Raw genomic sequence first — 25,191 nt, 5'->3', positions numbered from 1 at the left:
CCTCGATGACCGACCCCACTCTCGAACGGTGGCGTCTGCTGCTCGGCGAGCCGGGCGGCGCCTGCCTCGGCGGGCAGGGGCTCGACGCGGGGGCCGCCGCTCGCGACGCGGCCCTGGACTGGCTCTACGGCCGCGACGAGGACCTGCGCCGGCGGGGCGTGCGGCGGCAGAGCGGGACGGGCGAGTCGGTGCTGACCACCGTCGACTGGCTCGACGACATCGCCCGGCTGTTCCCCAAGGAGACCGTCGAACGGCTGCAACGCGACGCGGTCGAGCGGTACGAGATCCACGACGTGGTGACCGACCCGGACGTGCTGGCGCGCATCGAGCCCAATCCCGCGCTGCTCAAGGCGGTGCTGCGGACCAAGCACCTGATGAACCCGCAGGTGCTGCGGCTGGCCAGGCGGATCGTGGAGCAGGTCGTCCGGCAGCTGACGGAGAAGCTCGCCACCGAGGTCCGCAGCGCGTTCTCCGGCACGAAGGTGCGACGGCGCGGCCGGCTGCGGCTGGCCCGCAACTTCGACATGGTCAGGACCCTGCGCGCCAACCTCGGCCGCTACCAGCCCGAGACCGGCAAGGTGGTGATCGAGACCCCGTACTTCTTCTCCCGCACCCGCCGCCACCTGGAGCAGTGGCAGGTGATCCTGCTCGTCGACCAGTCCGGGTCGATGGTCGACTCGGTGATCCACTCGGCGGTCACCGCGGCCTGCCTGTGGGGCCTGCCCGGCGTGCGCACCCACCTGGTCGCCTTCGACACCGAAGTGGTGGATCTGACCTCCGACGTCGACGATCCAGTGGAGTTGCTGATGAAGGTCCAGCTCGGGGGCGGCACCGACATCGCCCGCGCGGCGGCGTACGGCGCGGGCCTGGTGGACCAGCCGCGCCGGGCGATCGTCGTGCTGATCTCCGACTTCTACGAGGGCGGCGATCCACAGCGGCTGGTGCGCGTCGTACGCGACCTGGTGACGCAGGGCAGCAAGGTGCTGGGCCTGGCCGCCCTCGACCAGCAGGCCAATCCCGACTACGACCGGGGGCTGGCACAGCGCCTCGCCGACGCCGGAGCCCACGTGGGCGCGATGACCCCCGGCGAGCTGGCGTCCTTCGTCGCGGAGCATGTGGGCAGATGAGGACGGACCTGCTCGGGCTCACCACCGACTCCCTCGCCGCGCTCACCAACCGCGGCCTGGTCAAACGGGCCGGCAAGGAGGCCGCGCCGGAGGTGCGGACCGACGACCACGGCACAGTGCACGGCGTCTTCCCCGACGGCGTGACCACGGCCCTGCCTCCCGGCGGGCTCGACGCGGGCCGCTGCACGTGTGGTTCCGTCGGCGTCTGCCGGCACGTCATCGGCGTGATCCTCGCCTACCAGCGCCTGCCCGCCCCGGATCCTGCGGAGGCCGCCCCGACGCCCACGGACGCCGACGCGGCGCCCGTCGACGCTGACGCGGCGGCCGTCGATGCTGGGGGGGTGCCCGTCGACGCCGCCCCCGTGGCTGCCGAGAGTGTCGCGGAGCCCGCGCCGCCCTGGTCGCCGGGCCAGGTGACCGACGACGAGCTCACCGCCAGGATCGGCGCCCGGCTGATGGCCGCCGCGCGCCGTACGGAGCGGACCGGGTTCACCGCGCGGGTGCGCCGCGCGACCCCCGGCGATCCGGTGCCGCAGGTCGAACTGGCCACCGCGACCGTGCGCTTCCTGGTCCCCGGCGACCTCGGGTTCGTCCACACCGACGCCGTCGCCGGCAGCCGCGACGACGTCATCGCCCTGGCGGTGTGGGCGTTCCGGGTCGCCGACGCGCGGCACCCCGGCGTCCAGGACGTGCGGGTCGACGTCGGCGGTGAGCCCGGGCCGGGAGGCGGATCCGGGCTGGAGCGTGCCCTGGGCCTGGCCGGCACGGTCCTGCGCGAGGGCGCGGCGCATCTCGGTCAGGGCCTCGACGCCACCATCGCCGACGTGCTGCGCCACCTGGACACCGCCGGGCTGCGCTGGCCGCTGCTCGCCGTCACCGACCTCGCCGGGCAACTGGCCGCCTACCGCGACCGGAGCTCCCACTACCGTCCCGAACTGCTCGCGAGCCACCTCGCCGAACTCCACGCCCGGCACCGCGCGGTGACGCGGCCGGAGGCCACCCTGCGCAGCAGCGTGCTCGGCACCGCCGAGGCCGCCGAGACCCCGCTGCGCCGTGCCCGGCTGGACGGTCTCGGCTGCCGGATCCGCGCCGTCGGCGACCGGCGGATCGCCGAGGTCTACCTGGCCCACGGCGACAGCGCCATGGTGCTGGTCCTCCGCCGCCACTGGGACGGCGACGACGACGGGCCGGCGCTCGCCCGGCGGCGGATCGCCTCGTCCACACTGGAGGCCCTGGCCACCGGCAACGTGGTCACGGAGTCGGCCGTCCGCAGCGCCAGCCGCACGGTGCGGCTGGCCACCGGCCGGATCTCGAAGACGACGGTCGGCGCGTCGCGGGGCGCCTGGGACGAACTGCCGTCATCCCTGGTGGTGACCGACCTCGCCGCGCTCGGCCGGGAGCTGGACGCTCTCCCGCTCCGGCCCGTCCGCCCGCGGGTGGAGGCGGAACTGGTCCGGGTCGTCGCCGTCGACCGGGTGGTGTCCGTCGGCTACGCGCCCGGAGACCAGCGTCTCGACGCCGTCATCGCCGACCGGGCGGGTAACACCGCCACCGTCAGGGCCACCCACACCGCCGCCGCTCCCGGACGCCTCGACTCGCTGGCCGCCGCGCTCCTCGGTGCGGAGGGCGAACCGCGTTTCGTCAGCGGCGTGGTCGGGCGGACCGCGGGCGGCGTCGTCATCGAACCGCTCGGCCTGTCGGCCGGCGGCCGGGTCGTCGTCCCCGACCTCCAGCCGCCCGATCGAAGCGGCAGGCTCACCGTCGCCGATGACGGCCGGCCCGAACCCCTCACCGCGGCTCTGATCGACGCCCGGGCGCTGCTCGCCGAAGCGGCCCATCACGGCCTGTCCCACCTGCCGCCGACGTACGACGACCGGCTCGCCGACGCGGCGCGGCGGTTGACCGTGCTCGGCCTGCACCGCGTCGCCAAGGCCGTCACGGCCTTCGCGGCGGCGCGGACCCACACCGTCGACGAGACGGCCGAGCAGGCCTGGATCGACGCCTACCTCCGCCTGGAGGTGGCGCTGGACCTCAACTAGGTCGTTTCCCGCGCTCCGGGGCGGTACCAGAAGACGAGCGCGACGAGCAGCGCGATCACCAGGGCGGCGCTCGCCCACACGAAGACCGACGAGATCGTCTCCGCGAGGCCGCCGGAGCCCTGCGTGAGCGGGATCAGCATCGCGGCCAGGCCGAGCGATCCGCCGATCGTGAGCGCCGTCTGCAGCACCCCGGCGGTCACACCCGCGTACTCGGGCGGTGCGGTGGTGAGCACGATCATGTTGAACGGGATGATCGCCACGCCGACGCCGAGCCCCATGACGACGAGGGCCGGGAGCACTCCGGTGAGATAGGTGCTGTCACCGTCGAGGCGGGTCAGCCACGCCACCCCGGCCAGCACGACCACCAGGCCGGCCACCGCGCGGGTCTTGAGGCCGATCTTGGCGATGTACGAGGTGAGGATCTGGGTGCTGACGAGCAGCGCGAGGCCGAAGGGCAGAATGGCCAGGCCGCTTCGCAGCGCGTCGAGGTGGAGCACTCCCTGGAGGTACTGCACCAGGTAGATCAGGAAGCTGGTGAGGACCGCCGCGAGCAGCACCAGGTCGAGGAAGGCCCCGGCCCGCTCGCGGCCGGCGAGGACCGCCAGGGGCAGCAGCGGCTCGGCGGCGCGCCGGTCCACCAGCAGCAGGATCACGGCCAGCACGACGGCCGCGCCGAGCGCGGCGAGTGTCCAGCGGTCGCCCCAGCCCTTCTCCGCCGCGTGGACCAGGCCGTACACGGCGGTGGTGAGGGTCGCGGTGCTCAGCAGCGCGCTCGGCAGGCCGAGGGAGCGCGACCGGGTCGCCTCGTCGCGCAGGCCGAGTGCGCGGGCGGCGACCACGGCGAGGACCAGCCCGATCGGCACGTTGACCAGCAGACTCCAGCGCCAGTCGCCGGCCCAGGTGAGCAGGCCGCCGAGGACCATGCCGGCGGAGGCGCCGAGCCCGGTCACGGTGGAGTAGAGCCCGAAGGCGCGTTGCCGCCGCTCCCCCTGGAACACGATCGCCAGCAGTGCCAGTCCGGTGGGCCCGCAGATCGCCGCCCCGGCGCCCTGCAGGATCCGGCCGGCGAGCAGCACCTCCAGGTTCGGCGCGAGCCCGGCGATCAGCGAGGCCACCACGACCAGCCCGATCCCGGCGAGGAACACCCGGCGGTGGCCCAGCACGTCTCCGAGGCGTCCGGCGAACAGCAGGAGCCCGCCGAAGGCGAGGAAGAAGCCGTTGGGCACCCAGGATCCCCCGGCCACCGTCAGGTGGAGGTCGGACTGCAGGGTGGGCAGCGCGACGTTCACGACGGTGCCGTCGAGCTGGAGCATGAACTCGGCGCCGACGATCGCGGCGAGCGCGAGGGCCCAGCCGCGGCCGGGGGCGTCTCGGGGCGCGCCCGAGACGCTTTCGGGGGTCGTTCCGGTGGCCATGGAACCTCCACGGTCCGCTGATGGGGGGCAGGGGTGAGGCGCACCCGGATACGAGGCCGCACCTATACTGAGGTCGTCTCAGGTTAATCGGGAGCATTTAACCTGAGGCACCCTCAGGATGTCAAGCGGGAGGTAGCCGATGGACGGCAAGGCCTACATCGCCCAGCGCCCCAAGCGGGCGGACGGCCGGCGCAACTACGACGCGATCCTGGCCGCGGCCCGCAAGGCGTTCGAGAGCACCGGGGCCGACGCGTCCCTGGAGGACATCGCGAGCCAGGCCGGGGTGGCGATCGGCACGTTGTACCGCCACTTCCCCACCCGGGCCTCGCTGGTCGAGGCCGCGACCCGGGACGGCCTGGAGAACCTGGTCGCCCATGCCGAGCGGCTGTCCGGCGCCGCGGACCCGCTCGACGCGCTGACCGCGTGGATGCGCGAGGCCGTCGCGCACTTCAGCACCTTCCGCGGCCTGGTCGGCATCCTCGCGCAGAGCATGTACGACGAGGGGACGCCCTCACACACCATGTGCAACGCGATGCACCGCAGCGGCGCCGACCTGCTGCGCGCCGCGCAGGCGGCGGGCAGCGTACGGCCCGACCTCACCCCCGACGAACTGTTCGACCTCCTCAGCGGCGCCGCCTGGGTGCGGGAACAGGCGGCCGGCGACAGGGACGGCAGCCCGCGCTTCCTCCAACTGGTCCTGGAGGGCATCACCATCCCCCGCGCCTGACCTCCGCCCGCGCCGTCGCGGGGCCCCGGACCCTGGCGGAGGGCTACAGCGACGAGACGATCTTGGCGACGAGCTCGTAGGAGCGGATCCTGGCCTGGTGGTCGGGCACCTGGGTGAGCACGAACAGCTCGTCCGCGCGGGTGGCGCGCAGCAGGTCGCCGAGCCGGGGGGCGATCCGCTCGGGACTGCCGACGAACTGGGGGCCGATCCTGTCCCGCAGGAACCGCTCCTCCTCCGGGGTGAACCGGTGCGCGGCCGTCTCCTCCTCCGTCGGCAGGAGGGTGGCGGGGTCGACCGTGCGCATGAGGATCTGGCCGTACACGAAGGACGTGGCGAGCCGGTGCGCGCGCTCGTCGCTGTCGGCCGCGACCGCGATCACGGCCACCCCGGCGTACGGCCCGGGGAGGGCCGCCGAGGGCCGGAACGTCCGGCGGTAGGCCTCCAGCGCCTCCGGCGCGCCGGCCCCGACGATCGCGTGCGCGTACACGTAGGGCAGGCCGAGACGGCCCGCGGCCGCGGCGCTGGACGCGCTCGACCCGACCAGCCAGATCTCGGGCGGCGTGGCCGGCTCGGGGATCGCGCGGACGCCACCGCTGCCGCCCGTGAAGTATTCGCCCAGCTCACGCAGTGCGCTCGGGAAGTCGAGCCCGCGCGGGTCGCCCATGCGGGCGGCGGCCCGGCCGGAGCCGCCGGTGGCGCGGCCGAGCCCGAGGTCCACCCGGCCCGGGTGGAGCCCGGCCAGGACGCCGAACTGCTCGGCCACCACGTACGGCGAGTGGTTGGGCAGCAGCACCGCGCCCGAGCCGACGCGGATGGTGGAGGTCGCCGCGAGGATGGACCCGGCGAGCACGGCCGGGCTGGAGGTCGCGAGCGCCGGGGTGTCGTGGTGTTCGGCGACCCAGTGACGCCGGTAGCCCAGCGCCTCGACGGCCTGAGCGAGGTCGACGGAGCGGCGCAGCGCGTCGCCCGCGGTGTCGCCGCGCCAGACGGGTGCGGTGTCGTGCACGGAGACGGCGATTCCCTCGGCCAACGTCCTCTCCTCCAGGAGGGGCACATGCGGAGGATTCCTCATGTTATGCCCGCCGGACAGTCAACCTGAGGATGCCTCAGATTGTCAACGGCCCAGGAACGGCTCCGGAAGCGCAGATGTTACGCACAGGGTGACGTTGGGCAGCTCAGCGCGCCGCGCCGCCCGACGACCCACAAAGGGGATGCCCCGCCCTCGCCAAAAGGCCCTCGCGGACGGGCGCACGTGGACGTCGGCGTAGCGCTCCACTCATCCGGCACGGGCCGGATCATCAGTAGCCGTAGTTTCCCTGGGGCGTTTGCATTACTAATAGACGCAAGAGTTAACATGCGTAAACTGTGGATCTCCCGCAGGTCGCTGCGGGAGAGAGGCGCGAGCAGTGGAGAGGTTGTATGACGGTTTCGCTCCGGCGTCAGCGTGTGCGCGACGCCACGTTGCGTGAGCTGATCTCCGTGAGCCGCGGCATCCTGACGGACCAGGGAGCCGAGGCGCTGACGATCCGGGCGGTCGCCCGCGAGATGGGCATGACCCCTCCCGGGGTCTATCGCTACTTCGACAGCCACCGCACCCTGACGGACGCGGTCGTCGTGGCCATTCTCGAAGAGCTGACCGAGCACATCGCCGGCAGCGTCGATCAGGTCGACGCGGCCGACACGGCGGGCCGGCTCGTCGCCGCGAGCAGGGCGCTGCGGCACTGGGCGGTCGAACACGCCGCGGAGTTCCACCTCTCCTGGTTCGTGTCCTCGCCGGACGAGGGCGCGTCGGTCAGGCAGGCACGGCGTCAGGTGGGCAGGCTCTTCGCGGACGTCTTCTCCGGCGTCTGGCGCGACCACGGGCCCGCGCCCCTGCCGCCCGAAACGCCCTCCCCGGCGACCGAGACGCCGGCCCGGCGGCTCCTCGAACAGTTGGAGACGGAGCTCCCCTCCTCCGCGGCCGAGGTCGCTTTCACCCGGTGCTGGCTGCGGCTGTACGGCATGGTCAGCGTCGAGGCGCTCGGCCTGACCCGGGCCATCGGCGACGACGCGGGCGAGTTGTTCGAGGCGGAACTCGCCGATCTCGCGCGGACGCTCAATCTTCCCGCGACCGCACTGAGCACCGGCCCCTGACCGCTTCCGCAGCCCCGGGTCGTACGCGGCCCCGACCCCCGACCTGCCACCTCTGCCACAGGAGAGCCATGACCCCCCTGCAGCTCAGCCAGGAGACCCAGGTGATCGCGGGCGCCGTCCTGCTGACCATCGTGACCATCGAGTTCGGCGGGTGGTTCCTCTCCAGGATCGTCCGCGGCCAGGTGTCGCTGACCGCCTTCCAGCAGGCCTTCGCCCGCGCCGGGCACGCGCACGCGGGGGTGCTGGTGACCCTCGGGCTCGTGTGCCTGCTCTTCGTCGACGCCACCGGCCTGAGCGGTGTCCCGCTGTGGATCGCCCGCCTCGGCGTCCCGGCCGCCGCCGCGCTGATGTCCGCCGGTTTCTTCCTGTCCTCGCTGGGACGGGGCACCACCCGCCCGAACCGGCTGATCATCCTGCTCTGGATCGGCGCGCTGTGCCTGGCGGCCGGCGTGCTGACCCTCGGAGTCGGCCTGCTCACGAGCTGAGCGTCTCCCTCACGGGAGCAGCAGGCCCCAGTAGAGGGCCCACGGAAGGAACGCGACGCCGCCGGCGAGCAGGACACCGAGGCGGACCCGCTCGCTCCTCGTCCCGGCCCTCCGCCACGCGCCGGCCGTCCGTACGGCGGCGGCCACCGTGGTCAGCGCCAGGGCCTGCAGGGCCAGCCAGACGATCGGGCGGCCGAGCAGCACGGGCCCCGGCGCGGCCAGCTTGCCTCCGGTCATGAGCAGGTAGAACAGGAAGGCGAACGACCCGAGCACCGCGACCAGCCCGGCCGCGCTGAGCACGCGGGGCGCGGCAGGCCGGGCCGTACGGGACCGCCCGCGCAGCCGGCGGGCGAGGGCGGTCAACGGGTAGGCGGCGAACGCGACGATCAGCAGCAGCATCACGGCCGCCTGCACCGGCGCCGACTCCCACGGCGCGGGACGGTCCACCGGCACGGTCGGGTCCGCCTGCTCGGGCGCGGGACCCGACGTGCTCGCCAGAGGCGGCCGTCCCGAGACGACCTCGCGGACCCAGGAGCCGACCAGGCCGGCGTACCCGGGCGCGAGGGCGGGGAGCCGGGTGACACCGCCGTCGGGCGTGAGGTGGGCGGCGTGGTCCGCTCCCGGGAAGAAGCGGAACGTGTAGTGCCGGTTGCCGCCCTTCTCCAGCGCCCGCGCGAAGATCGGCGGGGTCTCCTTCGGCGGCGTGAGCAGGTCGTGGACGCCCCAGACGGCGAGCACCGGCTGTCGCACCGCGGCGAGGGCCGGCTTGGGGTCGTACCAGGGCTCGGGGAACATGCCTCCGTCGGCGATCGCCCGGTACAGCCTCGGCTCGGCCCGGTCCACCAGCGATCCCGCCACCTTCGCCTTGCGCAGGCCCGCGGCGGTGGCCCAGGTCTGCTGCCGCAGCGGCGCGAGCGCGTTGGCGCCGACGACCACGACGAACGCGACATCCCGGGAGCGGGAGGCCGCGAGGGGCGCGACCCAGCCACCCTCGCTGAGCCCCCAGACGCCCACCTTCGCCGGGTCCACACCGGCCTGCGACCGGAGCGCGGCCACCGCGCCCAGCGCGTCGTCCGCGAGGACCGAGTAGGACCGGCGGAAGAGGGAGTATCCCTCCGATCTCTTGTCGTAGACCAGCACGGACATGCCTCCGCGGGCGAACGCCACGGCCTCGCCCATGAGCTTCGCGCGCGGTGTGCCGGTGCCGGCCCCGTGGACGAGCACCATGCCGGGCCGCCCCGGTGACGCCTTCACCGGCGACAGGACCGTGCCGTGCAGGGTGAGGCCGCCGCCGCCCGCGAAGCTCACCTCCCTTCCGGTGAGGTCGGCGGGAGCGGCGGCCGCCGCTCCGGCGGCGGGGGAAGGCGGGGCGGCGGCCGCCGCGGGGGCGGCCGTCAGGGTGAGAACGAGGCCAAGAGCCAGGGTGATTCGCTGCATGATGCCGAAACTAGTCTGCAGAGAAGTCTCGGCAGACAGTTCTCTGCAGATATCGTTCTGGAGGACTAGGGTGATCCTCATGAAGGACGAGGAGCCGTTCCTGCTCGACGACCCGGCCCGTCTCAGGGCTCTGGCCCACCCCATGCGGCGCCTCATCCTGCGCCACCTCAACATCCACGGGCCCGCGACCTCCACGACGATCGGCGCGCTGCTCGACGCGAAGACCGGCACGACCAGCTACCACCTGCGCCAGCTGGAGAAGTACGGCTTCATCGAGGAGATCCCCGAAAGATCGGCCGGCCGGGAGCGCTGGTGGCGCAGAACCGAGACCCCGCGCGACATGCGCGCGCCGGCCCCCGGACAGCTCGCGCCCGAGGACCGCCCGGTGCTGGAGGAGTTCCACCGCGTCGGCTTCGAGGAGGACCGGGCGCTCCTGGAGCGCTTCCCCGAGGCCTACCGGCGCGATCCCGACTGGGCCAAGGGCTCGCGCGGTCTCGGCCGGATGACCAAGGAGGAGTTCGCCGAGTTCTTCGACGCGTACATCGCCCTGCTGCTCAGGTACAGCCACCGGGCCCAGGACGCGCCACCGGGGGCGCGCCCCATGTTCATCCGGATGTTCGCCCTCCCCGCCGACGAACCCTGAGCGGCGGCGCCGGCAGGCCGAGGATGTCCGTACGGAGTGGTCAGTCCCGGATCAGGAGGCCCTGGTAGGTGACGCCGTCCTCGCCGCCGTCCCGTCGGTAGGCGAGCCCTTCGCTCGTCCGGGTCAGGGTGACCCTGCCGGCGGCGCACCTGTCCAGCCGGAAGACGAGTGCCGTGGCGGAGCCGCGCGTCAGCGTCAGACTCCCCCGGCACGAGCTGTCGGCGTCCTGCCAGCCTCCGGTGCGCCCGCCCGGCTCCAGCACGATCTGGACGTCGGCCTCGCTGGTTCCCACCAGCTCGTCGGGCACGACATGGCCTCCCCAGGTGCCGGCGAACGCGGCCGGAACCGTCCCGCCCGGCGTGGTGGACGGCAGGGAAGTGCCCTTCGGAGTCGCTGTGGGGTCCTCCGCGGCGTCCGTCTCCGTCGTGTCGTTTGTCGTCGCGGTGTCGTCCGTCGTCGCGGTGTCGTGCTCGGTCGCGCCGTCGTCCGTGACGGTGTCCCCCGGTGTGGCGTCCACGGGCCGCGCCGGTGAGCCGGCGGTCCGCGAGACGGTCGTCGTCGCGCCGGCGTGCGACGAGGTGCCGGGCGAGCCGCCGGACAGCAGGCGCGGCCCCAGCAGCGCGGCGCTGACCGACAGCGCGGCCACGGCGGCCACCGCCCCGGCGACGATCCCGGTACGGGAGGCCTGCCGGCGGTCACCCGCCGCGGTGGTCTCCGGGCCCGGCGGGATCGTCCCGGCCGGACCGGTGGCCGGAAAGGCCGGGAGGATCGCGGTCGTCCCACCCTGCCGTACTCCCTCCGGCCTGGTGGCCGCCGCGGCCGCGCCCGCCTGAAGCGGGTCGGGGGTGGCCCCGACGAGCTCCAGCAGCAGGTCGCGGGAGGCCGGCCGGCGCGCGGGATCCTTGGCGAGGCACCGTTCGACCACCCCGCGCAGCGGCCGGGGCAGCGCCGAGGCGTCGGGCTCGGCGGTCAGGATCCGGTGCATGACGGCGGGGACGGTGGCGGCGCCGAAGGCCGGGCGGCCCGTGGCGGCGAAGACGATCGTGGCTCCCCAGGCGAACACGTCGGAGGCCGGCGTGGCCGGGTCCCCGGCGATCTGCTCGGGAGCCAGGTAGGCCGGGGTGCCGACCGGGCCCGCCGTGATCGTGTCGCTCGCTTCCTGCCTGGCGATGCCGAAGTCCACCACCCGGGGGCCGTCCGGCCCCAGCAGCACGTTGGCCGGCTTGAAGTCCCGGTGCACGATCCCGGCCGCGTGAACGGCCGCGAGCGCCGTGGCCGTTCCGACCGCGAGGCGTTCCAGCTCCCCGCCCCGCAGCGGGCCGCCGGAATCGACCCGCTGCTGCAGGGACGGCCCGTCGATGAACTCGCTCACCACGTACGGCATCCGCCCGTCGACCACCGCGGTCAGCACCCGGGCGGTGCAGAAGGGCGCGACTCCGCGCATCGCGTCGAGCTCGCGGACCAGCCGCTCCCTCACCGTCGCGTCGAGCCCCGATTTGAGCACCTTCACCGCGACCGGTTCGCCGCGGGGCGACCGGCCGAGGAACACCACCCCCTGCCCACCCTCGCCGAGCCGTCCGCTCAGTGTGAACTCACCCAGTACGCGCGGGTCGTCAGGCTCCAGGGGGGTGACCATGGCACCGGACCCTAGCGACGCGAGGGCCCGGTGCGGAACGCCTCACAGCGGCCGGACACCGACCTCTTCGCTGCCGGCCGCGTCCGTCAGCCGACGCGGGTGGAGTGCATGGTCCAGTTGGTCTCCCAGGTCTGGCCGCCGTCGTAGGAGAAGGCCTGCTTCCAGTGGCACGAGTCGCGCGTGATTCCCGACCAGGTGAACCGGACGCGGATCGGGCGGCCGTCGTCGGTGTCGTCGGCGTAGAAGGTGCCGACCCCGTCGACGAAGCGGCCGACGACCGGGACCGGATCGAGGCCGCGCCTGCTGTTGATCCAGTAGATGGACCACTCGTCCCGCTCGGCGTCGTACGTCCGGACCGTCGCGCCGTCGAAGTCCTTGGTGGGCAGCGTGAGCGTGTCGAAGCTGCCCGCGCCGTCGAAGAAGCCGTACGCGACGCAGTGGCCGGGGAACTCCTCCCACTCGTCGCTGCCGACACCCCGCTTGAGCAGCCTCCGGTTGGCCACGTCCCACCTGCCGACGAAGAAGTCGAAGTCGTTTCCCATGCCCGGGACCGTACGGCCCCTCCACTGACACCTATTGTCAGTGGATATGCGCGCATCCCGGCTGCTGTCCATCCTTCTGCTGCTCCAGTCGCGGGAGCGCCTGACGGCCCGTCAGCTCGCCGAAGAGCTGGAGGTGAGTGTCCGCACGATCTACCGCGACGTCGAGTCACTGCACGCCGCCGGCATCCCGTTGTACGGCGAGGCCGGGCACGAGGGCGGATACCGGCTGATGGACGGTTTCCGCACCCGGCTCACCGGCCTGACCCCGCGGGAGGCGGAGGCGCTGTTCCTGGCCCCGCTGCCGGGACCGGCCGCCGAGCTCGGGCTCGGCGCCCTCGCGGCGGCGGCCGAGCTCAAGATCGAGGCCGCGCTGCCCGCCACCCTGCGGGACGGCGCCAGGCGGATACGGAGCCACTTCCTCCTCGACGCGCCCGGCTGGTATCACGACGGCGACCACGTGCCACACCTGCCCGACGTCGCCGAGGCCGTGTGGAACGGCCGCGTCATCGAGGTGCTCTACCGGCGATGGGCCGCCCCCACCGAGGTCGAACGCCGGCTGGAGCCGTACGGGCTGGTCCTGAAGGGCGGGAAGTGGTACCTCGTGGCCCGCTGCGACGGCGCCCTGCGGACCTACCGGGTCACCCAGATCCTGCGGCTGCGGGTCACGGACGACACGTTCGAGCGCCCCGAGGGCTTCGACCTGGCCGGGCACTGGCGCGAGCACCTGGCGGGCTTCCGGTCGCGGCTGTTCCAGGGGCACGCGGTCATCCGGCTCTCGCCGGACGGGTGTGAGCGGCTGCGGGAGACGATGAGCTCGGCCGTGGTGACCGCCGTGGACGACACTGCCGAGGGGCCGGACGCGGAGGGTTGGATCAGGGCCACCGTGCCGATCGAGTCACTGACGCACGCCCACTCCGAGTTCCTCAGGCTCGGAGCCGAGGTGGAGGTCCTGGAGCCCGCCGAGCTGCGGCGCAGGCTGGCGGACACCGCCGCGGCCCTGGCCGTCCTCTACCGGTGACCTGTGCTCTACCGGTGACCCGTGCCCGAGCGGGTGGATGGCAGGATGCTTGCGGCAGTGGACATGGCGGTCAGGACGCGAGGCGATGCGCACCGGGCCGCGGGAGAGCCGGAGGAGGCCGATGAGCCCGAAGAGCCATCGCGTCGCCGTGCTCGTGCTCGATGGCGCGAAGCCGCTCGACGTCGGCATCCCCGCGCAGGTGTTCTCCAACCGGCCGAGCATGCCGTACGAGGTGCGGGTGTGCGGCGCCGCGCCCGGACTGGTGACCGGCGGCGACGGCCTCTCCTATCACGTGGCCGAGGGCCTCGACGCCGTCGAGCAGGCCGACACCGTCTTCATCCCCGGCTATCGGGAGCCGGCGACCACGGAGCCGCCGGCCGCGGTCCTCGGCGCGCTCATGGCCGCCCACGAGCGCGGAACCCGGCTCGCGGCCATCTCGACGGGGGCGTTCGCGCTGGCGGCGACGGGCCTGCTCGACGGCAAGCGGGCGACGACCCACTGGCACTACACGAAGGCCCTCGCCGGCAAGCATCCACTCGTACGGGTGGACGAGAACGTGCTGTTCGTGGACGAGGGCGACGTGCTGACGTCGGCGGGAGCGGCGTCCGGCATCGACCTGTGCCTGCACCTGGTGCGTCGCGACCACGGCGTCGGGCTGTCCAACCACGTGGCGAGACGGCTGGTGGCGGCGCCCTATCGGAGCGGCGGCCAGGCGCAGTACGTTCCCCGCAGCGTCCCCGAACCGCTCGGCGACCTGTTCGCGAACACGCGGGAGTGGGCCCTGGCGCACCTGTCCGAACGGCTGACCCTCGACACCCTCGCCCGCCACGCGCGGGTGTCGGCGCGCACCTTCTCCCGCCGGTTCGTGGAGGACACCGGTTACACGCCGATGCAGTGGGTGCTCCGGGCACGCGTGGACCTGGCACGCGAACTGCTCGAACGCACCGACCTGGGCGTGGAGCAGATCGCCGACCGGGTCGGGCTCGGCACCGGCGCCAACCTGCGCCTGCACTTCCAGCGCATCCTCGGCACCTCCCCGACCGAGTATCGCCACACCTTCTCGGCCTGAACTGGGCCAGGCAGGGTGTGGCGAGATCCTTGCGAACGGTGGCGAAACTTCTGGCTGGATTCTTGCGCGTGCTGTCATTCAGGCCACTGTCGGCCCTGTGCCCGGACGCCGATCATGGAGCGCGGAACGAAAGGAACGCCCATGACTCGCATCGCCGTCAACGGATTCGGCCGCATCGGACGCAACACCCTCCGCGCCCTGCTCGAACGTGACACCGACCTCGAAGTGGTCGCCGTCAACGACCTCACCGCCCCGGAGACCCTCGCGCACCTGCTCAAGTACGACAGCGCGCTCGGCCGCCTCGGCCTTCCCGTCGAGGTCGACGGCGCCGAGCTCGTGGTCGGCGGCCGCCGCATCCAGGTGCTCGCCGAACGCGAGCCGGCCAAGCTGCCCTGGGCCGAGCTCGGCGTGGGCATCGTGCTCGAGTCCACCGGCCGCTTCACCGCGGCGCGTGCCGCCCGCGCGCACATCGACGCGGGCGCCCGGCGCGTGCTGGTGAGCGCCCCCTCCGACGGCGCCGACGTCACGCTCGCCTACGGCGTGAACACCGAGGCGTACGACCCCGCCAGGCACGTGATCGTCTCGAACGCCTCGTGCACCACGAACGCGCTGGCACCGCTGGCGTCCGTGCTCGACGACCTGGCCGGCATCGAGCACGGCTTCATGACCACGGTGCACGCCTACACCCAGGAGCAGAACCTGCAGGACGGCCCGCACCGCGACCTGAGGCGCGCCCGCGCGGCCGGCGTGAACATCGTGCCCACCACCACGGGGGCCGCCAAGGCCATCGGCCAGGTGCTGCCGAACCTCGACGGCAAGCTGTCGGGCGACGCGATCCGCGTGCCGGTCCCGGTGGGTTCGATCGTGGAGCTGAACACCGCCGTCTCCCGCGAGGTGACGCGGGACGAGGTGCTCGCGGCCTACCGCGCCGCCGCCGACGGCAGGCTCAAGGGCATCCTCGACTACGCCGACGAGCCGCTGGTCTCCAGCGACATCACCGGCCAGCCCGCGTCGGCGATCTTCGACGCCGCCCTCACCCGCGTCGATGGCAGGCACGTCAAGGTGGTGGCCTGGTACGACAACGAGTGGGGCTTCTCGAACCGCGTCGTCGACACCCTGGAGCTGCTCACCCGCGACTGAGCCCGTTCACCTTCTACTCTCTGTAGAGAGTCATCGAGGTGAAGGAGAGGCGGGACCGTGCGACTCGGCAACCTGGAGCGATCGGTCATGGAGGCCCTGTGGAACCATCCGGAGGGGATGTTCGCCCAGGATCTCGCCGACGGTCTCGCCTCCCGGCCGGCGGTCACCACGGTGCTGACCGTTCTCGTACGGCTCTCCCGCAAGGGTCTGGTCTCACGGGAGCGACAGGGACGGGCACACCTGTACAGGGCCGGCGCGGACAGGGACACGTTCGTGGCCGAGACCATGCGCGCCGCCCTCGACGAGGCCGGTGACGTGGAGGCCGCCGTGAGCCGGTTCGTCGGCACGGTCTCCCCTGAGGTGGCCGCGGCCCTCCGCGAGGCGCTCGACGGGCGAGACGAGGCTGCCCGGTGAGCCTGTGGCTGCTCGCGGCAGGCCTCGCGTTGACGCCCGTCGTGTTCGGCGGGCGGGTCTCCGCGCGGCTCGCCACGGCGAGGTGGACCCGCCGATGCCCCAGAGCCGCCCTGGTGCTGTGGCAGGCGATCGGCCTGGCCGGCGGGCTCGGAGCGGTGGGGCTGGGGCTGGTCGCCTCGGTCGCGCCGGTGGCCGCGGTCTTCCCCCACGGGATGCACACCCTCGTCGGTCGCGTCCTCGCCGGGCCCGGGCTGACCGGGCTCGGCCCGGCCCCGCTCGTCGCCCTCGCCTGGTCGCTGGGCGTGCTTGCCTGGCTGCTCGCGCACACCGTCCGGGTGACCGTGAGGACGGTCGCGGAGCAGCGACGGCAGCGTCTGCTGGTGGACCTCGTGGCCGATCACGCCGCCGACCACGACGCCTACATCCTGCCCACCGCGGAACCGATCGCGTACTGCGTTCCCGGGCGGCGGGTCCGGGTCGTGCTCAGTCAGGGCACGCTCGACCTGCTGAACAGGCAGGAGCTGCGGGCCGTCCTCGGCCACGAACGAGCGCACGCCCGGGGCAGGCACGATCTGATCCTGCTGCCGTTCGTCGCTCTGGCCGAGGCCTTTCCCTGGCTCGCGGCGGCACGGACCGCCCGGCAGGCCGTTCCCGTCCTGCTGGAGATGCTCGCGGACGACCAGGCCCGCCGGGTGCATGGAGAGCTGCCACTGGCTCGCGCGCTGGTACGCATGGCCACGCCGCGAACGGGCTCCTCCGCGGACGACATGCCCGCTCTGGCCGACACCGGGGTCGTCCACCGTCTGGAGCGGCTTCTCGGCAGGGCGGACGAGCGGCCGCGGTGGATCCCCGCCGTCGCCTACTCGATCGCCGGTCTGCTCCTCGTCGGACCCCTGGCCGTGCTGGTCTCGCCGTTGTTGTGCGTGGTCATCCGGCCCGCGTGACTCGTGGTCCCGGATTTACGGCAGCCATATTCTACTTCGTGTAGAAGTTCTACCCGTCGTAGAAGATAGGCGATGGGAGCAGCCCATGACCGGTGCGGAGCAGGCGAGCAGGAAAGAGCGCCTCTCACAACTGCAGGCCCGGCAGCGGAAGGCCGAGCGGTTGCGGAGGATCACCGTGGTCGGCACGTCGGCCCTTCTCGTGAGCGGGATCGCCGTAGCCAGTGGAGTCCTGTTCCTCCGGGAGAGGAACAAGACGTCGCTCGACGCCGTCCGCACCTACGCGGTCAAGAACCGCAATCACACGACCGAGGCTGTCACCTACCCGCAGTCCCCTCCGGTCGGCGGCGACCACGACCCGACCTGGATCAACTGCGGCATCTACGACCAGCCGGTCCGCACCGAGAACGTGGTGCACGCCCAGGAGCACGGCGCCGTCTGGATCACCCACTCGCCCGCCCTCCCAGACGAGGACCGGCGGAAACTCCGCGACCTCGTCGCCGGCCGGGAGTACGTGGTCCTCTCCCCGTTCACCGGCCAGAAGCCCGCGGTCGTCGCGAGCGCGTGGGGCAGGCAACTCGCGCTGGACGGCCCGGACGACCCCAGACTCGCGCGCTTCATCCGCGCCCACGCGAAGAGCCCCGAGGCCCCCGAGCCGGGCGCACCGTGCGACGGAGGAACGGGAGAGCCCGCCGTATGACCTTGTCCGGACGCCTGGGCCCGCGGGCCCTGGCCGTCATCGGCATCGCCGTCGTGGTGGTCGTCCTGGCCGGAGCGGCCCTCTCTCGCCAGGCTCCGGCCGACGACTCCCCCGAAGCCGGATTCGCCAGGGACATGCAGACCCACCATGCCCAGGCCGTACGCATGGCGTTGATCGTGCGCGACCGCACCACGGACGCGGAGGTGAGGACTCTCGCCTATGACATCGCACTGACCCAGCAGCAGCAGATCGGCCAGATGTTCGCCTGGCTCGACATGTGGGGGCTGCCGCAGACCTCCCTGGCTCCTCCGATGGCATGGACGCGGACGGGGCACGGCTCCATGGGCCACACGGTCACCTCGATGCCGGGCATGGGCACCTCCAATCAGCTGAAGCAGTTGGCGGAGGCCCAGGGTCGTGAGGCGGAGGCGCTGTTCCTCCGCCTGATGATCGCCCATCACAAGGGTGGCGTGGACATGGCGCGCGCCGCCCTGCGGTCGAGCGGCGACGAGCGCGTCCGGCGGCTTGCAGAGGCGATCGTCGCCGCTCAACAAGGAGAGATCTCGTCGATGGAACGGATGCTGTCGACGAGGGACGCGTCTCGCACGACGGCCTCGTCGCGAGAATCTCCTGGTGAGGATGCAGAAGCATCGCTCGCCAGAGATGGGATGAATCCCGGCGGACACGGCTGAGCCCACGACGGAGGAAGGATCCGGCCGACGGTAGGCGCACCCGTGCCGAGTCGCCCGCGCCCGGCCGTCCTCCCGATGAAAATTTCAGGTAGTTCGCGGGAGAGTCGTCAGCCGTCCTGGGACTCGAGACCGGGGTATGCGGCTTCTACGATCATTCCTTGACGGGTCACATAAGACGTCATACGTTGCGGCCACGCGTCCTATACATGGGATGTCTCCGCGCTATCGAATCGGTTCTCCCCCCCCCCGGAGGCACCTTTTGACCACAGGCCCGGGTGACCTCTCGAACGGCGGCCGTACCACGGCGATGGACCAGGCGATGGACCAGCCGTGGCGGCACGGGCGGTGCTCGGCCGCGACCGTCTCCCCGACTCGCCACCAGGAGCTTCGATGAACATGCCGCTCAACCGTCGACGCTTCATCGCCACCACGGCGGCGACCGTCGGCGCCGCCGCGCTTCCTTCGACGATCTTCTCTGGCCGGGCGGCCGCGGCCGTACCACCGCAGGTGACGCTGCCGCAACGCGGCATCTACGACACGGCCGCCGCCGCCAACTGGACCGACGCCTTCCTGACCGGCAACGGCGAGTACGGGGCCATGCTCTACGGCGCGCCCACTCTGGAGAAGGTCGTCTTCACGCATCATCGGTTCGTGCTGCCCAACGGCACCCGCAACCTGACCCCGCCGGTGCTGTCCGGGCGGTTGGCGGGGGTCAGGGACAAGGCGCTCGCCGGTGACTTCAACGGCGCCACCAGTGACTTCACCTCCGGTTGGTCGCTGCGCTGGACCCAGACCTTCCATCCGGGCTACGAGCTGCGGATCAGCACCCCGGGGATGACAACCGTCGGCAACTACGCCCGGATCACCGATTTCCGGAGCGGGGAGGTCACCTCGACGTGGACCGACAGCTACGGTGCGTGGACGCGCCGGGCTTTCGCCTCCCGGGCCGACCGGGTCATCGTCCACGAACTCACGGCCGCGCCGGGCCGGACGATCGACACCACGCTGAGCGTCAACACGGCCCTGAGCGGCGTGCCGGGGTCCGTCGGCTTCACCACCCTGGCCACGGTCGCCAACGGTGACGGTTACCTGAACCTGCGGGGCACCTACCCCGCCGGGCAGGGGGCGTTCGGCTACGAGGGCGTCACCCGGGTGGTCGCGACCGGCGGCTCGGTGCGGGTGAGCGGGTCGACCATCGTCGTGGCCGCGGCGACGAAACTCGTGCTGCTGACCAAACTCGACCGCTACGAATCGTCCACCGCGTGGGACGCCAAACCCCTGCACACGGCGCTGGCCGCGCTGAGCGCCGACTACGCGGCGCTGCTCGCGCGGCACACCGCCCTGCACACCCCGCTGTACGACCGTTCACGCCTCGACCTGAACGTCAGCGCCGCCGATCGGCAACTGTCGACCGGTGAGCTGATCGCCCGGCAGAACTCCAACCGCAACGTCATCGACCTCGCGTTGCTGGAGCGGATGTACGACTCCGGCCGTTACCTGTTCCTCAGCTCCAGCGGCGTCCTGCCGCCGCGGCTCACCGGCCTGTGGACGGGCGCTTGGGACGCGGCATGGGCCGGCGACTTCACCACCGACGCCAACGTCAACTTCCAGGTCGCCGCCGGCAACATCCTGTCCCTCACCGAAGCCATGGACGGTTACTTCGCCCTGATCCTCGGCCAGATCAACGACTGGCGCACCAACGCCAGAAACCTCTACGGCACCCGCGGCCTGCTCGCTCCCTCCCGTACGGACGGCGAGTACGGCAAGATGCTGCACTTCGACGGCGGGTTCCCCGGCCACACCTGGATCGGCGGCGCCGACTGGCTGCTCTATCCCCTGCTCGAGTACTACCAGGTCAGCGGTGACACCACCTTCTACCGCACCAAGCTCGCCCCGGTCCTGATCGAGCTCGCGCTGTTCTACGAAGACTTCCTCACCCGCACCGACGCGGGCGGCAAGGTCGTCTTCGTACCGTGCTTCTCCATGGAGAACAGCCCGGGCAACACGGGCAGGCAACTGTCGATCAACGCGACCGGGGAGATCGCCGCGGGCAAGCACGCGCTGCAGGCCGCCATCGACGCCGCCAACTTCCTCGGCACCGAGCAGGGCTCAGGCCAGGGCGTACAACGCTGGACCGCCCTGCTGGCCAAGATGCCCGACTATCGGATCAACGGCGACGGGGCGCTCGCGGAATGGTCGTGGCCCAGCCTGTCCGACCGGTACAACCACCGGCACGTGCAGCACATGTATCCGATTTGGCCGCTGCACGAGATCAACCCCGAGGACAGGCCCGACCTGATCCGCTACGCGAGCCGCGCCCTGGATCTGCGGGGGGACGAGGGAGGGGAGGCCCACGGCGCCATCCACCGCAGCCTCGCCCGAGCCCGGCTCAAGGACGGCGCCGGCGTGTACGGCAACCTGCGGAAGATCCTGGGCAACAACATGGTCTTCCGGTCGTTGATGACCTCGCACAACCCGAACCTGTCGATCTACAACGCCGACGCCGCCAACTCGCTGCCCGCGATTCTCGCCGAGGCGTTGGTCTACACCAGGCCCGGCGTCCTGGAGTTGCTGCCCGCGCTGCCCGACCAGCTCGCCAAGGGCGCGATCACCGGCGTACGCGGCCGCAACCGCGTCCGGATCGACTCGCTCACCTGGGACATCGGCGCCCGGACCGTCACCGCCACCGTCGTCTCCGACGTCACCCAGACCGTGACGCTCATCGTCCGGCGTGGGATCGCCTCCGTGACCACCAGCGCGGGCGTCGCCGGCTCGCCGTTGGGCGGCCATGCCCGGCAGGTGTCACTGACCGCGGGTACGACGACCCAGATCACCGTCGAACTGGGCGCCGGCGGCCCGTCCACCGGCGTCGTCCGCCTGGTCAACCGCAACAGCGGCAAGGTGCTGGACGTCTACGGCGGCTCCACCGCCGACGGCGCGACCGTCGTCCAGTGGCCCTGGACGGGCGGGGCCAACCAGCAGTGGCGGATGACGCAGAACTCCGACGGCTCGTTCCGGCTGATCAGCGTCGGCAGCGGCAAGGCCCTCACCAGCCCGAACGCCACCCAGGGCACCGCCCTCGTCCAGACGACCGACACCAACGGCGCGAACCAGCGGTGGAAACTCGTCTCCGCCGCAACGAGCGGCTACTACCGGCTCGTCAACGTCGGCAACGGACTGTGCGCGGACGTCGAAGGGGGCTCCACAGCCGACGGCGCCCGGGTCATCCAATGGACCGGCAACGGCGGCGTCAACCAGGAATGGCAGGTCGTCACCGTGTGACACGAGGGACCCGGCCGCGCTCCCCCGAGCTTTCCACGGCCAGGCCGGAATCTCTGTCGTGGTCCACGATCGGCCCACAGCCAGCGAGCGCCGATGAGAACGGGCGGGACTCCGTGACGTTGGAGGCCCGCCCGATCATCTGTCGTTCGCCCTGACCGGAGAACGTGCCCGTTCACTCCGGGTGCGCCTGGCGGTCCCGGGCTTCCACCGCCGGGCGCCCGAGCAGCTTGTCGATGCTGCGGCGCTCGCGCTTGGTGGGACGTCCCGCGCCACGGGCCCGTACGGCCACCGTCACCGCCTCCTCGCGCGGAGGAGGCGGAGGGCTCTTGTCGACGTAGCACTCGGCGGCCACGACGGCGCCGACACGCTTGGTGATGACGCGGGAGACGACCACGATGCGTTCGCGCCCCTCGTGCCGCAGACGGACCTCGTCACCCACCCGGACGACGTGCGCGGGCTTGACCCGCACCCCGTTGACCCGGACATGACCGCCCCGGCAGGCGTCGGACGCGATCGAACGAGTCCTGGTCAGCCGTACCGACCAGATCCAGATGTCCACCCGCGCGCCCACCTGCTCACCCGACACCCCGCCACTGTACTGAGAGCGGCGCGCAGCAGGGCGTGCGAGCCGGCGGTCACGACGAGATCGACCAGGACTTCCGTGAGCGGCTCCATTGCCCGCGCGTTGCCCGCGGACCCCGTCGCCGGACATCCGACACCGTCGCAATGCAGCATCGCGACAGGTCGTACGTCATGAAAAAGACCAGCTCACACGACATGTGAACTGGTCTTGATCTGGTGCCCCCTGCAAGATTCGAACTTGCGCTCCCGGCTCCGGAGGCCGGTGCTCTATCCCCTGAGCTAAGGGGGCTCAACCGGGAACAAGGCTACCAGCACTTGGGGGCCGTTCGTCACATCAATACGGCCGTCCCGAGGCCGAGGCGGGCGGATCAGCGAAAACCGCACGCCCACCCCTCCTCATTGGCTAACTTGGCGCCCGTGGGTGAGCTTCTGGGACGCGTGCTGGTGGTGGATGACGACGAGGTCATCCGGCAGCTCATCGCGGTCAATTTGACCCTTGAGGGGTTCGAGGTCGAGACGGCGTACGACGGGCAGGACTGCCTGGACCGGGTGCGCGACGTCGCTCCCGACGTGATCACGCTCGACGTGATGATGCCGCGCATGGACGGCTGGGAGACGGCGACGAGGCTTCGCCAGGATCCGGACACCCAGCACATCAAGGTCATGCTGATCACGGCCCGCGCCCAGGAGGACGACCGCAGGCGGGGGTACGACATCGGCGTGCACGCCTATCTCACCAAGCCGTTCGACCCGGCTGAGCTGATCCAGACCGTACGGGACCTCGTCGGAAGCCCCAGGCCGCTCTGACCCGAGCGGGACGTACGGCGCGGGGCTGATCAGGCCGGGCACGGGGACGCCTGCCGGGCCGCCTCCTCTACGAAGCGGGCCACCCGGCCGGGATCGGCGAGCACGGTCAGATGCCCGCGACCCCTTACGTGCGTGAGGCTGCCGTCGGCGCAGGCCCGGAGGAACTCCCGTTCGTCCGCCCGGAAGGGGTCCCGGGCGCCGTTGACCAGCCAGACCCGCCCGGGATAGCCCGCCAGCGAGGCGATCGGATCCTCCTTCGCGACCGCCTCGACGACGGCCGGCACGACCTCGCAGCTCAGCCCGCCCTCGATCATGGCCTCGCCGGTGGGCCCCGGCAGCATGTGGCGCAGCGCGAAGCGGCTCACCCGGTTCGCGAACTCCGGATCGCGGGCGGCCAGGCGGCCGACGACCCGGTAGGCCTGCGCCCTGGCCCCGCCCGGCCGGGCCGTACAGCCCATCGCGACCAGCCCCGCGACGAGATCCGGATGCCGCGCGGCGGTGGTGATACCGACGTAACCGCCGAGGGACAGCCCCACCACCAGCGCCCGGCCGCCCAGGCCGGCGATCGCCTCCGCCACGACGTCGCAGGCGCCCTCGGTGTCGTACGGCAGGCCGCGGCGAACGCCGTGTCCCGGCAGGTCGGGAGCGGCGGACGGCACCCGCAGCAGCGCCCGTACGGGCGACCACATGGTGCCGCTGAGCCGAATTCCATGGACGAAGACGACCGGCAGGGTCACGACACACCTCCTAAAACGCAACGCGACGTTGCGTTGCAGAAGCATTCAAACACAACGGTGCGTTGCAGTAGGCTTCCGGGGTGGCCCCACGCAAGAAGGACGAGATCCTGAACGCCGCGCTTCGGCTGCTGGCGGAGAGGGGCTACGAGGGCCTGACCATCGAGGGTGTGGCCGAACGGTCGGGGGTCAACAAGACGACGATCTACCGGTGGTGGCCGTCCAAGGCCGCGCTGCTCGGCACCGCGCTGGTGGAGGCGCGGGCACTCGACTTCGAGGTGCCCGACACCGGCAGCCTCCGGGGTGATCTCCGGGCTCTGCTGCGCGGCCTGGCGCGCCTGCTGACCACTCCCCCGGCGGCGGACATCGCCGTCGCCGCGCTGGGCGCCGCCGCCGGCAACCCCGATCTCGCCGCCGCGGTCAAGGGCTTCTTCGCCGACCGCTTCGCCCGTGAACTCCCGATGTTCGAACGGGCCCGCGAGCGCGGCGAGTTGGACGCGTCCGCCGACCCGATGCTGATCATGGACATGCTCGCCGGGGCCGTCTGGCTGCGGGTCGTATTCCGGCAATTGCCTCTGGACGAGGGCTTTACCGATCACGCGGTGACCGCCGTACTCGATGGGGTAGGGCGGCGAGGGGATCCGAGGGCGGGCCGACCGGCGCAGACCGGCGGCTGACCGGACGGATCGCGGGCGGCCCGGCCATATCGTGCCGGGCGGCCCTTCGGGCCGAACCTCGTACGCCGCCGTGCGTGCGCATACGCCGGGACGCCGGCCACTTCCACCTTTCACCACGGGCACAGCCGCCCATGTCCGCGTACATCCAAGCCACGCCGGCCACCTCGTACCCGCGCCGCGCCCATACGCGCGTGGCCTGCGGCTGCTGATGGCCGAGCAGAGGGAGCAGTACCGATGACCAGTCCCGAATTCCGCGGGAACGCGGAGGAGAAGCCACCGACGCCACCGCGAGGAAAACGGCCTCGTCTTCTCCTCGGAGTCGCCGCGGCGCTCACGCTCGCCACCGGCGCCGGCCTCGCCGCGGCCAACGCTCCGAGCGACCACACGCCGTCCCGCGCCGTACAGGCTCAGCAGCCCAAGGAGCAGCCCGGCCCGATCAAGTTCAATCCGGCCCAGTTCGGGCTGACGGAGCTCGCCCTGCTCCAGCAGGGGCAGCCGCAGCCCGGGCGGCCCGGCCAGGGCGACTACCAGACCTTCACCAGCCAGACGGGCGCCGTGGACTCGGTGCGGAGCGATTCCATCTCCGTCGACGGACGGGCCTACGCCGTGGACGAGTCGACCAGGATCGTCGCCGACTACAAGGGCTTACCGGGCATCCAGCAGGGCGACCAGGTGTGGGTGATCGGCACGCCCGGGGACAGTCCGCGTGCGGTCCTGATCGCGGACGCCAGCCGGCCGCCGCTGCCGGGTCATGCCGGAGGCGGCCCGGGCGCGCCGTCCCCGCCCGGCGCTCCCGGTGCTCCCGGCGCTCCGGGAGAGGCGCCGGAGCAGTCGCCCGGTGGCTCGGCTCCCGCCACACCCACCGAGACGGAGTCACCCGGAACCGTCACGCCCACCGAATGACGACGCGAGCACGGGCGGGGGCCCTCGCAGGGTCCCCGCCCGCACCGG

General features: G+C 72.2%; 24 protein-coding genes and 1 tRNA gene. 17 read left to right on the top strand and 8 right to left on the bottom strand.

The features are described 5' to 3' along the window. Positions 1 to 5 precede the first annotated feature (5 nt). Together Mam01_RS25270 and Mam01_RS25265 are read left to right on the top strand one after the other, a co-directional pair. The gene (locus Mam01_RS25270) at positions 6 to 1,127 is read left to right on the top strand and encodes a VWA domain-containing protein (protein ID WP_204287684.1); all 1,122 of its coding nucleotides are present in this window, start codon (positions 6 to 8) and stop codon (positions 1,125 to 1,127) included. Next, positions 1,124 to 3,166: a YehQ family protein gene (locus Mam01_RS25265; protein WP_204287683.1), complete on the top strand. Its 2,043-nt coding sequence runs from the start codon at positions 1,124 to 1,126 to the stop codon at positions 3,164 to 3,166. Before Mam01_RS25270 ends, Mam01_RS25265 begins: the two co-directional genes overlap by 4 nt. Here the strand turns inward: Mam01_RS25265 and Mam01_RS25260 are convergent. Further along, positions 3,163 to 4,581, bottom strand: coding sequence for an MFS transporter (locus tag Mam01_RS25260; RefSeq protein ID WP_204287682.1), 1,419 nt, complete (start codon positions 4,579 to 4,581; stop codon positions 3,163 to 3,165). The two genes, Mam01_RS25265 and Mam01_RS25260, sit on opposite strands and share 4 nt — an antisense overlap. A gap of 139 nt (positions 4,582 to 4,720) precedes the next feature. Here Mam01_RS25260 and Mam01_RS25255 point away from each other — a divergent pair, with 139 nt between their 5' ends. Next, entirely contained in the window at positions 4,721 to 5,308 is a 588-nt protein-coding gene (locus Mam01_RS25255; protein ID WP_204287681.1) for a TetR/AcrR family transcriptional regulator, read from the top strand. 43 nt (positions 5,309 to 5,351) lie between these two features. Here Mam01_RS25255 and Mam01_RS25250 read toward each other — a convergent pair whose 3' ends face one another. Then, positions 5,352 to 6,338, bottom strand: a complete 987-nt coding sequence (locus Mam01_RS25250) for an LLM class flavin-dependent oxidoreductase (protein ID WP_204287680.1) — start codon at positions 6,336 to 6,338, stop codon at positions 5,352 to 5,354. Positions 6,339 to 6,727: 389 nt separating this feature from the next. Here Mam01_RS25250 and Mam01_RS25245 point away from each other — a divergent pair, with 389 nt between their 5' ends. Continuing rightward, positions 6,728 to 7,441 (top strand): TetR/AcrR family transcriptional regulator, encoded by a 714-nt coding sequence (locus Mam01_RS25245; RefSeq protein ID WP_204287679.1) that lies wholly within the window; start codon positions 6,728 to 6,730, stop codon positions 7,439 to 7,441. Positions 7,442 to 7,509: 68 nt separating this feature from the next. Continuing rightward, positions 7,510 to 7,926 carry a hypothetical protein gene (locus tag Mam01_RS25240; protein ID WP_204287678.1) on the top strand — a complete coding sequence of 139 codons (417 nt, stop codon included), beginning with the start codon at positions 7,510 to 7,512 and terminating at the stop codon, positions 7,924 to 7,926. Positions 7,927 to 7,935: 9 nt separating this feature from the next. Here the strand turns inward: Mam01_RS25240 and Mam01_RS25235 are convergent, their stop codons facing one another. Further along, on the bottom strand, positions 7,936 to 9,363 hold the full coding sequence (locus tag Mam01_RS25235; protein WP_204287677.1) for an alpha/beta hydrolase family protein: 1,428 nt from the start codon (positions 9,361 to 9,363) through the stop codon (positions 7,936 to 7,938). A gap of 79 nt (positions 9,364 to 9,442) precedes the next feature. Between Mam01_RS25235 and Mam01_RS25230 the strand changes: the two genes are divergently transcribed. After that, entirely contained in the window at positions 9,443 to 10,006 is a 564-nt protein-coding gene (locus Mam01_RS25230; protein ID WP_204287676.1) for an ArsR/SmtB family transcription factor, read from the top strand. Positions 10,007 to 10,046: 40 nt separating this feature from the next. Here the strand turns inward: Mam01_RS25230 and Mam01_RS25225 are convergent, their stop codons facing one another. Further along, positions 10,047 to 11,642 (bottom strand): serine/threonine-protein kinase, encoded by a 1,596-nt coding sequence (locus tag Mam01_RS25225; protein ID WP_204287675.1) that lies wholly within the window; start codon positions 11,640 to 11,642, stop codon positions 10,047 to 10,049. A gap of 86 nt (positions 11,643 to 11,728) precedes the next feature. Beyond that, on the bottom strand, positions 11,729 to 12,184 hold the full coding sequence (locus Mam01_RS25220) for a hypothetical protein (RefSeq protein ID WP_204287674.1): 456 nt from the start codon (positions 12,182 to 12,184) through the stop codon (positions 11,729 to 11,731). Positions 12,185 to 12,230: 46 nt separating this feature from the next. On the opposite strand from Mam01_RS25220, the gene Mam01_RS25215 reads away from it, so the two are divergent. The 8 genes from Mam01_RS25215 (at position 12,231) to Mam01_RS25180 (ending at position 21,440) form a co-directional block, all read left to right on the top strand. Next, positions 12,231 to 13,202 (top strand): helix-turn-helix transcriptional regulator, encoded by a 972-nt coding sequence (locus tag Mam01_RS25215; protein ID WP_204287673.1) that lies wholly within the window; start codon positions 12,231 to 12,233, stop codon positions 13,200 to 13,202. 121 nt (positions 13,203 to 13,323) lie between these two features. Continuing rightward, positions 13,324 to 14,271, top strand: a complete 948-nt coding sequence (locus Mam01_RS25210; protein WP_204287672.1) for a GlxA family transcriptional regulator — start codon at positions 13,324 to 13,326, stop codon at positions 14,269 to 14,271. Positions 14,272 to 14,412: 141 nt separating this feature from the next. Then, a complete protein-coding gene (gene gap / locus Mam01_RS25205) occupies positions 14,413 to 15,411 on the top strand; it encodes a type I glyceraldehyde-3-phosphate dehydrogenase (RefSeq protein WP_204287671.1) in 999 nt (332 codons plus the stop codon). A gap of 57 nt (positions 15,412 to 15,468) precedes the next feature. After that, positions 15,469 to 15,825 (top strand): BlaI/MecI/CopY family transcriptional regulator, encoded by a 357-nt coding sequence (locus tag Mam01_RS25200; RefSeq protein WP_204287670.1) that lies wholly within the window; start codon positions 15,469 to 15,471, stop codon positions 15,823 to 15,825. Next, positions 15,822 to 16,769, top strand: a complete 948-nt coding sequence (locus tag Mam01_RS25195) for a M56 family metallopeptidase (RefSeq protein ID WP_204287669.1) — start codon at positions 15,822 to 15,824, stop codon at positions 16,767 to 16,769. Before Mam01_RS25200 ends, Mam01_RS25195 begins: the two co-directional genes overlap by 4 nt. Before the next feature lie 85 nt (positions 16,770 to 16,854). Further along, positions 16,855 to 17,466: a thioredoxin-like domain-containing protein gene (locus Mam01_RS25190; RefSeq protein ID WP_204287668.1), complete on the top strand. Its 612-nt coding sequence runs from the start codon at positions 16,855 to 16,857 to the stop codon at positions 17,464 to 17,466. Continuing rightward, positions 17,463 to 18,158, top strand: a complete 696-nt coding sequence (locus tag Mam01_RS25185) for a DUF305 domain-containing protein (protein WP_204287667.1) — start codon at positions 17,463 to 17,465, stop codon at positions 18,156 to 18,158. The genes Mam01_RS25190 and Mam01_RS25185 overlap by 4 nt, the downstream gene beginning before the upstream one ends. 390 nt (positions 18,159 to 18,548) lie before the next feature. Next, positions 18,549 to 21,440: a glycosyl hydrolase family 95 catalytic domain-containing protein gene (locus Mam01_RS25180; protein WP_204287666.1), complete on the top strand. Its 2,892-nt coding sequence runs from the start codon at positions 18,549 to 18,551 to the stop codon at positions 21,438 to 21,440. 172 nt (positions 21,441 to 21,612) lie between these two features. On the opposite strand, the gene Mam01_RS25175 is transcribed toward Mam01_RS25180, so the two are convergent. Beyond that, positions 21,613 to 22,026 carry an RNA-binding S4 domain-containing protein gene (locus Mam01_RS25175; RefSeq protein ID WP_239101595.1) on the bottom strand — a complete coding sequence of 138 codons (414 nt, stop codon included), beginning with the start codon at positions 22,024 to 22,026 and terminating at the stop codon, positions 21,613 to 21,615. A 210-nt stretch (positions 22,027 to 22,236) separates the two neighbouring features. Further along, positions 22,237 to 22,311, bottom strand: a tRNA-Arg gene (locus Mam01_RS25170). A gap of 128 nt (positions 22,312 to 22,439) precedes the next feature. Here Mam01_RS25170 and Mam01_RS25165 point away from each other — a divergent pair. After that, complete coding sequence (locus tag Mam01_RS25165; protein ID WP_225311067.1) at positions 22,440 to 22,829, top strand: response regulator transcription factor; 390 nt, start codon at positions 22,440 to 22,442, stop codon at positions 22,827 to 22,829. A gap of 29 nt (positions 22,830 to 22,858) precedes the next feature. On the opposite strand, the gene Mam01_RS25160 is transcribed toward Mam01_RS25165, so the two are convergent. Next, positions 22,859 to 23,566, bottom strand: a complete 708-nt coding sequence (locus Mam01_RS25160; protein WP_239101594.1) for an alpha/beta fold hydrolase — start codon at positions 23,564 to 23,566, stop codon at positions 22,859 to 22,861. An 80-nt stretch (positions 23,567 to 23,646) separates the two neighbouring features. On the opposite strand from Mam01_RS25160, the gene Mam01_RS25155 reads away from it, so the two are divergent. Together Mam01_RS25155 and Mam01_RS25150 are read left to right on the top strand one after the other, a co-directional pair. Next, complete coding sequence (locus Mam01_RS25155; protein WP_204287663.1) at positions 23,647 to 24,240, top strand: TetR/AcrR family transcriptional regulator; 594 nt, start codon at positions 23,647 to 23,649, stop codon at positions 24,238 to 24,240. 234 nt (positions 24,241 to 24,474) lie between these two features. After that, positions 24,475 to 25,143: a hypothetical protein gene (locus tag Mam01_RS25150; protein ID WP_204287662.1), complete on the top strand. Its 669-nt coding sequence runs from the start codon at positions 24,475 to 24,477 to the stop codon at positions 25,141 to 25,143. The last annotated feature ends 48 nt before the right edge of the window (positions 25,144 to 25,191 follow it).

The organism is Microbispora amethystogenes (assembly GCF_016863015.1).
Taxonomy (GTDB): domain Bacteria; phylum Actinomycetota; class Actinomycetes; order Streptosporangiales; family Streptosporangiaceae; genus Microbispora; species Microbispora amethystogenes.
Note: the sequence above shows the minus strand (reverse complement) of the source record. Positions and strands in the feature narration are given on the sequence as shown.

Bases quoted from the DNA above. Each gene is read 5' to 3' on its own strand.
- Mam01_RS25185 (WP_204287667.1), top strand. From the start codon at position 17,463: ATGACCTTGTCCGGACGCCTGGGCCCGCGGGCCCTGGCCGTCATCGGC.
- Mam01_RS25150 (WP_204287662.1), top strand. From the start codon at position 24,475: ATGACCAGTCCCGAATTCCGCGGGAACGCGGAGGAGAAGCCACCGACG.
- Mam01_RS25245 (WP_204287679.1), top strand. From the start codon at position 6,728: ATGACGGTTTCGCTCCGGCGTCAGCGTGTGCGCGACGCCACGTTGCGT.
- Mam01_RS25265 (WP_204287683.1), top strand. From the start codon at position 1,124: ATGAGGACGGACCTGCTCGGGCTCACCACCGACTCCCTCGCCGCGCTC.
- Mam01_RS25270 (WP_204287684.1), top strand. From the start codon at position 6: ATGACCGACCCCACTCTCGAACGGTGGCGTCTGCTGCTCGGCGAGCCG.
- Mam01_RS25240 (WP_204287678.1), top strand. From the start codon at position 7,510: ATGACCCCCCTGCAGCTCAGCCAGGAGACCCAGGTGATCGCGGGCGCC.
- Mam01_RS25180 (WP_204287666.1), top strand. From the start codon at position 18,549: ATGAACATGCCGCTCAACCGTCGACGCTTCATCGCCACCACGGCGGCG.
- Mam01_RS25225 (WP_204287675.1), bottom strand. From the start codon at position 11,642: ATGGTCACCCCCCTGGAGCCTGACGACCCGCGCGTACTGGGTGAGTTC.
- Mam01_RS25190 (WP_204287668.1), top strand. From the start codon at position 16,855: ATGACCGGTGCGGAGCAGGCGAGCAGGAAAGAGCGCCTCTCACAACTG.
- Mam01_RS25215 (WP_204287673.1), top strand. From the start codon at position 12,231: ATGCGCGCATCCCGGCTGCTGTCCATCCTTCTGCTGCTCCAGTCGCGG.
- Mam01_RS25260 (WP_204287682.1), bottom strand. From the start codon at position 4,581: ATGGCCACCGGAACGACCCCCGAAAGCGTCTCGGGCGCGCCCCGAGAC.
- gap (WP_204287671.1), top strand. From the start codon at position 14,413: ATGACTCGCATCGCCGTCAACGGATTCGGCCGCATCGGACGCAACACC.
- Mam01_RS25235 (WP_204287677.1), bottom strand. From the start codon at position 9,363: ATGCAGCGAATCACCCTGGCTCTTGGCCTCGTTCTCACCCTGACGGCC.
- Mam01_RS25255 (WP_204287681.1), top strand. From the start codon at position 4,721: ATGGACGGCAAGGCCTACATCGCCCAGCGCCCCAAGCGGGCGGACGGC.
- Mam01_RS25210 (WP_204287672.1), top strand. From the start codon at position 13,324: ATGAGCCCGAAGAGCCATCGCGTCGCCGTGCTCGTGCTCGATGGCGCG.
- Mam01_RS25220 (WP_204287674.1), bottom strand. From the start codon at position 12,184: ATGGGAAACGACTTCGACTTCTTCGTCGGCAGGTGGGACGTGGCCAAC.
- Mam01_RS25230 (WP_204287676.1), top strand. From the start codon at position 9,443: ATGAAGGACGAGGAGCCGTTCCTGCTCGACGACCCGGCCCGTCTCAGG.